The 12,113-nt window shown below is 49.3% G+C and carries 10 protein-coding genes and 1 tRNA gene; 8 read left to right on the top strand and 3 right to left on the bottom strand.

Annotation, left to right across the window (positions count from 1 at the left end):
• The first annotated feature begins 28 nt into the window (after nt 1–28).
• From KMZ15_RS01745 to KMZ15_RS01730, 4 genes are all read left to right on the top strand, one after another.
• Nucleotides 29–1,681, top strand: a complete 1,653-nt coding sequence (locus tag KMZ15_RS01745; protein WP_223693524.1) for a PhoH family protein — start codon at nt 29–31, stop codon at nt 1,679–1,681.
• Between the two features lie 75 nt (nt 1,682–1,756).
• Nucleotides 1,757–2,839: a peptide chain release factor 1 gene (gene prfA, locus KMZ15_RS01740; protein WP_223693521.1), complete on the top strand. Its 1,083-nt coding sequence runs from the start codon at nt 1,757–1,759 to the stop codon at nt 2,837–2,839.
• Nucleotides 2,839–3,693 (top strand): peptide chain release factor N(5)-glutamine methyltransferase, encoded by an 855-nt coding sequence (gene prmC / locus KMZ15_RS01735; RefSeq protein ID WP_223693519.1) that lies wholly within the window; start codon nt 2,839–2,841, stop codon nt 3,691–3,693. The genes prfA and prmC overlap by 1 nt, the downstream gene beginning before the upstream one ends.
• A 66-nt stretch (nt 3,694–3,759) precedes the next feature.
• Nucleotides 3,760–4,029, top strand: coding sequence for a DUF3566 domain-containing protein (locus KMZ15_RS01730; RefSeq protein ID WP_223693517.1), 270 nt, complete (start codon nt 3,760–3,762; stop codon nt 4,027–4,029).
• 2 nt (nt 4,030–4,031) lie between these two features.
• On the opposite strand, the gene KMZ15_RS01725 is transcribed toward KMZ15_RS01730, so the two are convergent.
• Complete coding sequence (locus tag KMZ15_RS01725; protein ID WP_223694639.1) at nt 4,032–5,429, bottom strand: DNA recombination protein RmuC; 1,398 nt, start codon at nt 5,427–5,429, stop codon at nt 4,032–4,034.
• A 102-nt stretch (nt 5,430–5,531) separates the two neighbouring features.
• A complete protein-coding gene (locus KMZ15_RS01720) occupies nt 5,532–6,893 on the bottom strand; it encodes a sodium:proton antiporter (RefSeq protein WP_223693515.1) in 1,362 nt (453 codons plus the stop codon).
• Nucleotides 6,894–7,056: 163 nt separating this feature from the next.
• Between KMZ15_RS01720 and fdxA the strand changes: the two genes are divergently transcribed.
• The 4 genes from fdxA to KMZ15_RS01700 all read left to right on the top strand — a co-directional run bounded on the left by fdxA (nt 7,057) and on the right by KMZ15_RS01700 (nt 11,396).
• Entirely contained in the window at nt 7,057–7,380 is a 324-nt protein-coding gene (gene fdxA / locus KMZ15_RS01715; protein WP_223693513.1) for a ferredoxin FdxA, read from the top strand.
• 154 nt (nt 7,381–7,534) lie between these two features.
• Nucleotides 7,535–7,610: transfer RNA gene (locus KMZ15_RS01710), tRNA-Asn, on the top strand.
• 259 nt (nt 7,611–7,869) lie between these two features.
• Complete coding sequence (locus KMZ15_RS01705) at nt 7,870–9,549, top strand: IS1634 family transposase (protein ID WP_223691866.1); 1,680 nt, start codon at nt 7,870–7,872, stop codon at nt 9,547–9,549.
• Nucleotides 9,550–9,875: 326 nt separating this feature from the next.
• Nucleotides 9,876–11,396 carry an amino acid permease gene (locus KMZ15_RS01700; RefSeq protein WP_223693510.1) on the top strand — a complete coding sequence of 507 codons (1,521 nt, stop codon included), beginning with the start codon at nt 9,876–9,878 and terminating at the stop codon, nt 11,394–11,396.
• A gap of 117 nt (nt 11,397–11,513) precedes the next feature.
• On the opposite strand, the gene KMZ15_RS01695 is transcribed toward KMZ15_RS01700, so the two are convergent.
• Complete coding sequence (locus KMZ15_RS01695; RefSeq protein WP_223693507.1) at nt 11,514–12,113, bottom strand: UbiX family flavin prenyltransferase; 600 nt, start codon at nt 12,111–12,113, stop codon at nt 11,514–11,516.

Raw genomic sequence — 12,113 nt, 5'->3', positions numbered from 1 at the left:
ATCTATGTACTGAATATCAAGGAAGACCATGCCTTTGCCGACCGCGCCAACCAAACTTGGTAGCCAATTACCGCTTGACACGTATCAAGCCAAGGCTCGTACTGTAAAACAACCCCAAAAAGATACGGTAAAACAGCCCCAAAAAGAAAAAGCGGCGCCTGCGCCCAGTGTTGCCTCTGTGCCACGGCCCCCAAACAGCACGCCGGCGCCTCTTGCCGCCAACACGCCGCCCCGCCGCCGCACGCGTGGCGCTCAGCCGGCTCATCAGCAAACGTCAGCCAATCTTGCTCGTAAACTTTTTGTGCTGGATACCAATGTCTTAATGCACGATCCTTCAAGCCTATTTCGCTTCGAAGAGCACGACATTTATCTGCCAATGATGACGCTCGAAGAGCTTGATGACCACAAAAAAGGCATGTCGGAAGTCGCCCGCAACGCGCGTCAAGCAAGCCGCACGCTCGACGCATTGGTCGCCAATGCCAGTAATTTGCTCACTACCGGTATCCCTTTGGCACGCCTTGGACATCGTGAAGCCGGCGGCCATCTTTTTTTCCAAACGCAGCTGCAACCCTTTGCCCCAATTGATGGTTTACCCCCTGGTAAGGCAGATAATCAGATCCTTAGCGTTGTCTATGCTCTACAAAATAAGCATCCTGAGCAACAGGTTATCTTGGTGTCAAAAGACATCAACATGCGTATTAAAGCGCATGCACTTGGCTTACCGGCTGAAGATTATTTCAATGATCAGGTGCTTGAAGACAAAGATCTTCTGTATTCCGGCATGTTGGCGCTGGCGCCTGACTTTTGGAGCACCCATGGTAAAGGCATGGAAAGCTGGCAAGATACGAAGACCGGCACCACGCTTTACAGAATCACCGGCCCACAATGCGCATCATTCCTCATTAACCAATTTGTTTATTTTGAGCCCAATAACGGCGAACTAGGGTTACACGCACAGGTACGTGAAATTAATGGCAAAACTGCGCTTTTACAAACCTTGCGCGACTATAACCATTATAAAAATAATGTGTGGGGCATCACGGCACGCAACCGCGAACAAAACTTTGCCTTAAATTTGCTGATGGACCCAGACGTTGATTTTGTCACCTTGTTAGGTCAAGCAGGTACGGGTAAGACTTTAATCGCGCTGGCAGCGGGTTTAGTGCAGGTGCTTGATGACAAGCGTTATAACGAAATTATCGTTACCCGGGCGACCGTGCCAGTAGGTGAGGATATTGGTTTTTTGCCAGGCACTGAAGAAGAAAAAATGCTGCCCTGGATGGGCGCCTTTGACGACAACCTGGAAGTTCTCCAGAAAACAGATAGCAGTGTGGGCGAATGGGGCCGAGCAGCAACTCAAGATCTGATTCGTTCACGACTAAAATTTAAGAGTATGAGTTTTATGCGGGGACGCACTTTTGTCAGCAAATACCTGATCATTGATGAAGCACAAAATTTAACGCCCAAGCAGATGAAAACGCTCATCACCCGCGCCGGACCCGGCACCAAAATTGTTTGCCTAGGCAATATCGCACAAATTGACACCCCTTATCTGACTGAAGGCAGTTCTGGCATGACTTATGTCGTAGATCGCTTCAAAGGCTGGCAACATAACGGTCACGTTACGCTCGCACGCGGCGAACGATCTCGCCTAGCGGACCATGCGTCGGAAATCCTTTAAACAATTTTATTGAGATACCCAAGCAGATAAAAGCCTCATGATAAAAAACCACCCGCTTGCCCTCACCTAATTTTTATGAAACAAAGTATGCAGTACAAACTTGAGCAGCTCTCGCAGCGGCTTAAGGAATTAAACCAATTACTCAGCAAAGAAGGCGTGACTTCGGACCTTGATCAATACCGAAAACTCACGCGCGAGCATGCCGAGCTAGCGCCATTAGTTGAACATTATGCACAATGGCAGCATGCCCTAACTGATGAACAAACCGCGCAAGAAATGCTCGCGGACGCGACTATGCGCTCATTTGCTGAAGACGAGTTGCACAATGCTCGCTCACGCATGGCGCAGCTTGAGGCAGAACTGCAAACCATGCTCTTGCCTAAAGACCCTAACGACGAGCGCAATATTTTTCTGGAACTTCGCGCAGGAGCCGGCGGTGATGAAAGTGCGCTGTTTGCTGGCACGCTGCTGCGCATGTATCTGCGCTATGCAGAACGCAAACGCTGGCAAGTCGAAGTCATCTCTGAAAACCCCTCCGAACTGGGAGGCTATAAAGAAGTCATTATCCGGATCATCGGTCAAGGCGCTTATTCACGTTTGAAATTTGAATCGGGTGGACATCGCGTGCAACGCGTGCCAGAAACCGAGGCGCAGGGACGAATTCACACCTCTGCTTGTACGGTAGCGGTCATGCCAGAAGCCGACGACTTAGGCGAAGTTGAAATCAATCCCGCTGACCTACGCATCGATACTTACCGCGCATCGGGCGCCGGCGGCCAGCACATTAATAAAACCGATTCAGCAGTCCGCATCACGCATCTACCAAGCGGGATTGTCGTTGAGTGCCAGGATGATCGTTCACAACATAAAAATAAGGACCGCGCCCTAAAAGTGCTCGCTGCGCGCATTCAGGACCAACGCTACCATGAGCAGCAAGCAAAAGAGGCGGCAACGCGCAAGCGCTTGATTGGCTCGGGAGATCGCTCAGAACGCATTCGCACGTATAATTTCCCACAGGGCAGAATGACCGATCACCGGGTTAATCTAACGCTCCATAAACTTGAAGCGTTGATGGATGGGGATCTGGATGATCTCATTAACACGCTGATTAGCGAACATCAGGCAGATTTGCTCGCCGCGCTGGGAGACGCCAATTAATGCCGCCCAAAATCCCGCCGGCAACCACCCCAGGCCAACTCCTACGCGCGTCGCCGCTTGATGCGATTGATGCACGTGTCCTGTTGGCTCACGTGCTTGGCTGGCAACGCACTGAACTGATCACGCGGGCCTCTCAGAGACTGCTAGTGGACCAAGTGGTGGCCTTTCATGCACTTGAAGAACGCCGCATCGCCGGCGAACCTATCGCACAGCTCATTGAGCAGCGGGAATTCTTTGGATTGAACTTTCGCATCACCCCGGCGGTGCTTATTCCACGCCCAGAAACAGAATTACTGGTTGAGTTAGCCCTGGCCGCGATTGCATCAATCGATGCGCCACGGGTGCTCGATTTAGGTACCGGCAGCGGCGCGATTGCGATTGCCATTGCGCACCAACGGCCTGATGCGATCATCACGGCCACGGACCGCTCAGACGCAGCGCTGACCATTGCCCAATGGAATGCCCACCACCTATTGCCCGTTGACCGGCCGGGCGGCCCTCTCCATTTTGCAGCTGGCGACTGGTATAAAGCGCTGCCACAGCATGAGCGTTTTAATGTTATTGTCAGCAATCCTCCCTATATCGCCGCTCACGACCCACATTTAACCCAAGGCGATCTACGCTTTGAACCTCGACAGGCCCTGACCGATCAAGCAAACGGCCTCACCGCCCTGCACACAATCATCGCCCAAGCCAGCGCCTGGCTTACAAACGACGGTATGCTATGGCTTGAGCACGGCTATGATCAAGCGGCTGCGATACGCATCCAACTCATTGCGCACGGTTTTAGCACGGTTCGCTCAGTGCGCGATCTGGCTCAAATCGAGCGGGCCAGTGGCGGCCTCAAAGCCTAAAAATTTCGGTAATATATAAAAAATTCTCAACCTAAAGGGGAGTTTCCTGATATGACAAAATACCCTATGAAAAAGCAAATCTCCTATATTGCACCGGGCCAAGCTGCAAAAGCTTTGATCCTGATTTACTTGACTTTCTCGGTACCGATTGTCTTATTGGGCGCGGTAATAGCTTACATGCGCTATGGCGTATTTGAAATAAGTACGCTCCTTAGCGCACTATTAATCAATGCTGCCGTTGGTTTTGTGCTCTTATGGCTCGCGTGCCAAATCTATAACTGGGTATCCTCGTATGTTGGCGGCATTGAGATCACGCTGGATGACATCAGTGCCTAAGCTTACTCAGTGTCCATCAACAACTGAGCCGCAGACTCGCTCGGTAGCGCCTCAACCGTACGTAGCTGTTTATGCATAACACGGGTACGTGTTTCAGCCGCCTCAATTGAACGCGTGACCGTTTCTAATTGTGACTTCGTCTTGGCCAAAACTTCGCCAAACTTCATAAATTCAGTTTTCACTGCCCCCAACACTCGCCACACCTCACTCGAACGCTTTTCTATGGCCAAGGTACGAAACCCCATTTGCAAGCTGTTCAGTAATGCCGTCAAGGTAGTAGGCCCCGCAACAGTGATCCGGTAGTCGCGCTGTAAAGCATCGCTTAGCCCTGGACGGCGCAGCACTTCCGCATAGAGTCCTTCTGTCGGCAGAAAAAGTATGCCAAAATCAGTTGTATGCGGTGGCGCAAGGTATTTTTGCGCAATCGTTCGCGCCGCTTGGCGCACGCATACATCCAATGCGCGCGATGCTTCTTCAAGTGCCACCGGATCTGCGAACTCTTGAGCATCGATTAAACGCTCATAATCGGCACGAGGAAATTTTGCATCAATCGGCAACCAAACCGGCGTAGTCAGACCGCTCGCATCCGCTACGTTATCGTAACGGCCAGGTAAGCGTAGCGCAAACTCCACGTGCTCACTGCTACCAGGCACCGTGACCACATTCTTAGCATATTGCTCAGGAGTTAATACCTGCTCAAGCAATGCGCCAAGCTGCACTTCACCCCAAGTACCGCGTGTTTTCACATTGGTCAGAACTTTTTTCAGATCGCCAACGCCGGTTGCAAGCGTTTGCATTTCACCAAGCCCGCGATACACTTGTTCAAGCTGTTCGCCAACCAGCTTGAACGACTCGCCTAACCGCTGCTCAAGGGTAGCGTGTAATTTTTCATCAACCACATGACGCATTTCATCAAGCTTTAACGCGTTATTTGTTTCGATATCTTTTAATTTTTGCTCAAGCGTGGCGCGCATTTCGGTGATGCGGCGGCTATTTTCTTCAGAGAGTTGTGACAACTGCTGATTAAGCGTATCGCTAAAGCGTTTAAGAGCTACGCCTTGTTCCTCACGCGCCTGCTGGGCCTGTTGCTGCACGCTGTATCGCATGGCTTCAAGCTGAGTGGTATTGCTCGCGGTCAGCTTTGCGAGCTGTTGCCCAAAAGAATCGATTTGATTGTTTTGCAAGGTAGCAATACTGGTCAACTGTGCAGACAAACTTTGCTGGAATTGAGCGAGTCCCGTATTTAACTCTACGCGCGTCATGCGTGCAGTTTCAGTCACATCGCTACGTAATTCGCGCTCAAGGCACTCACTAGCATGGGATTGTGCATTATATATATCGTCCAGCCGCGTGCGCAATGCGATCAACTGAGCACGTATGCTGAGCCGCATAAAAAGCATCAACACAACGATCAGCACGAGGGCGAATCCTATACCAGCAATCGCAAATATTAATATTGACATCGGGAAATATTGACCTGCATAAAGTGAAAGTTGATCGTTTCAACAGAAAAAAAGTAATGTCGTTAGAGCAAAAATGGGCGTCAGCACAGCACCTGACCAAACCATATAACCTAAAAAGCTTGGCATGCGCACGCCAGATGATTGAGCGATTGATTTGATCATAAAGTTTGGGGCATTGCCAATATAGGTATACGCCCCCATAAAAACTGCACCGGCGGAAATGGCCGCTAAGGTTGAGGCCCCTTCCTGCATCAGATGAGCGGCGTCGCCGCCGGCCGTATTAAATAGCACCAAGTAAGTCGGTGCATTATCAAGAAAAGACGACAGCAGCCCAGTGACCCAAAAGTACATTGCATTCATAGCCTGTCCCTGCTCATCGTTGACCAGCCGCGTGACAAAACCAAATGCACCCGTCTGACCCGCGCGCAAAATCGCAATAACCGGTGCAATCGTCACAAATATGCTCGCAAAAAGTTTTGCGACTTCCGTAATAGGCGCCCACACAAAGGCATTACCCACGCGTGCTGACTTTGGGGTATAGCGCAAGGAAGCTAAAATCACCATCAGCAAAAGTGCATCACGCAATAGATTTTGCAATGCAACCGGCGTACCCAAGAGGTTAAAAGTGATACCAGGCTTCCAAACACCGCTCATGAATACCAGCCCAAGCATCAACGCAAGCAATATAAAATTAATTTTGCCATCGATTGAAAGCGAAGCTGAATCAGGTGTCGGGTCCAGAAAAAGCGAGCGCTCTTCTTCACGCTGGTAGAAGTAATACCGCTCAAGCAAGTAGAACAACACCAACAATAAAAGGGTGACAAACAACATGGGTTTAATGAGATGGGCCGTCGTCCAAAAAAAACCGACGCCATTCAGAAAACCAAGGAACAATGGCGGATCACCAAGCGGCGTGAGCGAGCCTCCCACATTAGCGACCAAGAATATAAAAAATATGACAATGTGCGCAACATGCCGGCGATTATCGTTAGCGCGCAGCAAGGGGCGAATCAACAGCATCGCGGCCCCCGTAGTGCCCATAAAGCTAGCCAGCGCGGTACCAAGCGCCAGGAGCGCTGTATTCATCCGCGGTGAGCCGTGTAAATTACCACGCACACAAATACCACCAGCCACGGTATAAAGGGCCGCTAGCAATATAATAAAAGGTATATATTCGGCAACCAGGGCATGCACGACACTCTGACTGGCCGCGCGTACGCCAAATATAGCTGCATAAGGCACAATAAATGCCAGGGTCCAAAATGCAGCAACTTTACCAAAATGCCGGTGCCACAAAACGGGGGTGAGGAGTGGCAAAAATGCAATCGACAGGAGCATACCGGCAAACGGTATGCTCCACTCACCAGACAATACGGGCGCAGAGGATGAAATATCAATCATGTTTTACGGTGAAGAATCGTTCATAACTTAACCACACTAAAACAAAGATTATACTGGCGTGCTCTACCAATCTGCTAAGATTGAGCGCGAACCAATAAATTTTAGCCATTGTATTGATTGAATAGCTTTAAGACATTATTCTTTTTGCAAGGAGATGGGTTGCATGACTCATGTAGTAACTGAAAATTGTATCAAATGCCGCTATACCGATTGCGTTGATGTGTGTCCGGTCGATTGCTTCCGTGAGGGACCTAATTTTCTTGCGATCGATCCTGAAGAATGCATTGATTGCGCAGTATGTGTTGCTGAGTGTCCAGCCAACGCAATTTACGCAGAAGAAGACCTGCCTGGGGAACAGCAGCAATTCATCGAGCTGAATGCAGAACTCGCTAAGCACTGGCCAAGCATTACCAAAACAAAAGCCCCGCTGTCCGATGCGGATGATTGGAAAGATAAACCCAATAAATTGGACTTGCTCGAGCGATAAAACGCGCAATCACGCTAGATAAGTGGCATTGCACTTCGCTCGTAGTCATTATGTAACGTCATAAATTAGACTGAGGTTGAAACTTATTGCACTTAAATTGCAGGGTTTTAGTTGACAATTTCTGAACCCATCAATAGAATAGCGGGTTCTTTATTCCTCGATAGCTCAGTCGGTAGAGCGACGGACTGTTAATCCGCAGGTCCCAGGTTCGAGCCCTGGTCGGGGAGCCATAAACCTTATGGCTTACAGCAGTTTTTGCTGCTCTCTTTTTGTTCTACAAAAATTTATTTTGTAGACTTTACTACCATCCCACGCTTTCGCACATAATGCTCTGCCATTGCAACATTACTACGGCCTAGGGCTCGCACCTCACGAATATTTCTCCCGCTTCCTACTTCTGCCGACATTCCGCCACCTCCCCTTCAAAAAAACTTGAATTTCACTTTACATCATGTTGAGATAGCCATTTGATTTTTCAGAGGGCGGAATATGGGTCAAAGTGCACCAGCAATCATCACACATGTACTAGATCATCATGGCTTGGTTGCATCGAAATGCCAGGACTTGCAACTTGCTCAGCGGATAGATAAGCATTTGACTAGCCACCCTGGGCGAATTGTCAGCTATGGCACAGCCTGCGTTGCGATGATTCTGAATGGACTGGGATTTACGAACCGTCGACTGTATCTGACGCCACAGTTTTTTGAAAGCAAACCATTAGAAGCTTTATTAGGGTCTGGGATTGAGGCCAGGCATTTGAATGATGATGCGTTGGGAGACGCATTGGACGCGATAGCGCAGTATGGGCCGAGCAAGCTATTCGGGGAAGTGGCCTTTGAGATTGCACTGGAACATGACCTTCTTGATGAGTTGGTGCATGTGGATACGACGAGTTTTTCTGTGCATGGCAAATATGCAAGCGATGAGGGAGTTAGCGAACAAAGAGAGGACGCAGGCGAGGCGGTTGAAATTACTGTGACTCATGGGTACTCCAAAGACCATCGCCCTGATTTGAAACAAGTCGTGCTGTCATTGGCGGTGGCAGGCGGTTCAGGCATTCCGTTATGGATGATGCCTTGCGATGGCAACGCCTCAGACAAGACGGTGTTGCCAGAAACAATAGAACGCATCAATGCATTTCGCCAAGAAATTGATTGCACCCGTACGCTGCGTTGGGTGGCCGATTCGGCGCTTTACACAGCTGAAAACCTCAAAAAGATGGAGCACACCATTTGGGTATCACGTGTACCAGAAACAATCCTGGAAGCTCGGGAGTTAGTGAGCAAATCAACGCAAGAAATAGCTTGGAGTGAACAGGAAGACGGCTATCGACATGCATCATTCGATATGGATTATGCCGGCATCCAACAACGCTGGTTACTCGTCTTCTCAGAACAGGCATACCAACGCGAAGCACAGTCTCTCCAAAAGCGCCTGACCAAACAAGAACAAGCGCTGCAAAAACAAATGAAACAATTCAGCACCGAGCTGTTTGCGTGTGAAGCCGACGCGCATAAAACATTCAGGCGAGAACAGAAGTCGCACCCGCTATTCATCTTGGCCCCGACTGTTGCGCCAGTAGAAAAGTATGAGAAAGCAGGTCGTCCCAAGAAGGGAGAAACAAAACAATGTATGGGGTATCAAATCCAGGTTCAGATCCAGCGCAATGACGAAGCGATCCAGAAGCTACTGCAAACTAAAGGGCGTTTCATCCTGGCCACCAACGAGGGTGACAAGCAGGGTTACCCCGACAAGCGCATTCTCGCCGACTACAAAGCTCAGCAAACGGTTGAGAATGGCTTTCGGTTTTTGAAAAATCCTGACTTCCTAGCGGATACGCTCTTTTTAAAATCGCCACAGCGTATCGCTGCATTGATGATGGTGATGACCTTATGCCTCATGGTCTACAACCTCGCACAATTTCAAGTGCGTGCAAAGCTCGAGGCCTATGCTGACACCTTACCCAATCAACTGGGCAAACCCACCAGTACACCTACCTTGCGATGGATATTCCAGTTAATGGAAGGCGTTGCGTTGGTGCGTATCTTCGATCATCAACGCGCGTTAATCCATGAAGCCGTTTCCAACCTTAATGACGTCAGAATCAAGATTATCCGGTTGTTTGGCGATACCGCTTGTAAAATCTATCAGATTGAGGAAAGGGAGTAGCGGAATGTCGGCTTCTGTATCTATCCCTGCTTTAGCCCGCAAATTTTGAGGTTGAAAATTTTCTTTGTCGACCCCCAGCAGCCCCGCGCGCTCGATCAAATATCGATACTGAACAACTGAATCTGACCTGACAACTGCTTTCGTCAAACCGGGTCACTGTCAGACTCTAACAAGCCAAGAGCATGCAATAACATTTGCCCGGCTATCGAGAAATCAATACAGTATAATATTTGATCGTCTAGGATAGAGTTAGAACCATCATCTCTAATCCGCCTTTTTACACAAGAGAAACAGCGCTCACAAAAGTATTCTTTTAGCCTAATTTAATGAAAACTTTATGGAATAAAAAGTCGATCGCCATGTTAGAGGCTGAAGCAGCCTTGGGTGACGACAACGCAGTCAGTGGCAGCTCGCATTATCCAAAACGAGCTTTATCTGGATTCGATTTAACCATGCTCGGTATTGGCTGCATTGTCGGCGCCGGCATTTTTGTATTGACAGGTCATGCAGCGGCAACGCATGCTGGGCCAGCGATCATGTTGTCCTTTATTTTAGGGGCAATCGTCTGCGCTTTTTCTGGCCTGTGCTATGCAGAAATGGCTTCAACGGTGCCTGTGGCAGGTAGCGCTTATACATATGCCTACGCCACCATGGGTGAATTTATCGCCTGGCTCATCGGCTGGGATCTGATTCTCGAATATTGTTTAGGCGCGACTACCGTAGCCATTGGCTGGTCAGGTTATGTCGTAGGGTTTCTGCATTCATTAGGCATTCATATTCCTGATGTGTTATCTAGAGCACCGCTCGCCTTTGATAGTGCAACCGGCTGGACACATACTGGCGCACTGATCAACTTGCCTGCCATTCTGGTCGTCGCCCTGATGACACTCCTGCTCATTTTTGGCATTCGAGAGTCGGCACGGGTCAATAGTATTATGGTGGTGGTGAAGGTAGCCATTATTCTCGCCTTTATCGTGGCGGGCTTTGCCTTGGTCGATACCGCAAACTGGATAACGCCCGCTAACCCTAATGGTGATTTCATGCCACCAAATAGCGGCCAAGCAGGAGAGTTTGGTTGGAGCGGCATGCTACGCGGTGCAGCCGTGGTATTTTTTGCTTATATTGGTTTTGATTCGGTTTCCTGTGTTGCGCAGGAGACCAAAAATCCACGCCGTAATCTGCCGCTCGGACTGCTGACTTCGCTCGTCATCTGTACCACACTCTATGTACTGGTCGCTTATGTTCTAACCGGGGTGGTCCGTTATGACCAATTAAGTGTGCCTGATCCAATTGCTGTAGGGATTGATGCGCTGGGTATGCCATGGTTATCGCCACTGGTCAAACTTGGAGCGATTTTTGGGCTGACCTCAGTGCTCTTGGTCTTACTGATGAGCCAACCGCGCATTTTTCAAACGATAGCAAAAGATGGCTTACTGCCAAGCTTTGCTAAGAAAATCCATCCGCGTTTCCATACCCCCTATATCACAACGCTGATTACCGGCGCAGTGGTGATGACGCTAGCTGGCCTACTGCCGATTAATTTAGTGAGTGAATTAGTGAGTATTGGTACGCTATTTGCTTTTCTAATTGTTTGTGTCGGGGTGCTCGTACTGCGCATTACCCAGCCAGAACTCAAACGTGTATTTAAAACCCCAGCCGTTTATCTAGTAGCGCCAGGCGGAGCATTGGCCGCGCTATTTTTAATGGCGGGTTTGCCTGCGGATACCTGGATGCGGCTATTTATCTGGATGGCGTTAGGGCTCATCATTTATTTTAGTTATGGTAAGCGCAATAGTGTCCTGCGTCGCCGTTTGGAAAATAAACCTACAGAGATTGACTCAATCTAAGCCACTATAACGCATGGCAGCCTGTTAAGGCTGCCGTAAACGCTAGCCTATATAGACCTCTTCCCGGTCAATAGAAAATCCAGGGTTTTGAGTTTTATTGAAAAGTTCGGATAGGTATTATGCGTTACGTATGCCAGACCAGCTTGGGGCTAGCGTTGACTCAAAACCCAGTAAACTGAGTACCCGTCCAACGGTATGGTCAACCATTTCATCAAGCGTAGTGGGCTTATTGTAGAGTGCCGGCAGTGGCGGAAAAATCACGCCACCCATTTCAGTTACTGCCGTCATATTGCGTAGGTGCGCCAAATTGAATGGTGCTTCGCGCACGAGTAACAAGAGACGACGGCGCTCTTTCAGAGTCACGTCAGCCGCGCGGGTAATTAAATTATCGGAAAAACCATGAGCAATGCTTGCTAACGTTTTCATTGAACACGGTGCAACAATCATGCCCTCTGTCGCAAATGATCCGCTCGCGATACTGGCACCCACATCACGTATATTATGAACCACATCGGCCAGCGCGTTTAGATCAGGTTTGGTCAGTTCTAATTCATGCGTAATGCTCAGCCAACCTGCGTTGGATACAATCAAATGAGTTTGGACGCCGCCAATACGACGTATTGTTTGGAGAATACGCACGCCATAGAGCGCCCCCGTAGCCCCTGTTATGGCGACGACTAGGCGACGCGACGTAGCGTTAGATGCCGTATTAAGCAC

It is taken from the genome of Mycoavidus sp. HKI (genome assembly GCF_020023735.2).
In the GTDB taxonomy this organism is placed as follows: domain Bacteria; phylum Pseudomonadota; class Gammaproteobacteria; order Burkholderiales; family Burkholderiaceae; genus Mycoavidus.
Note: the sequence above shows the minus strand (reverse complement) of the source record. Positions and strands in the feature narration are given on the sequence as shown.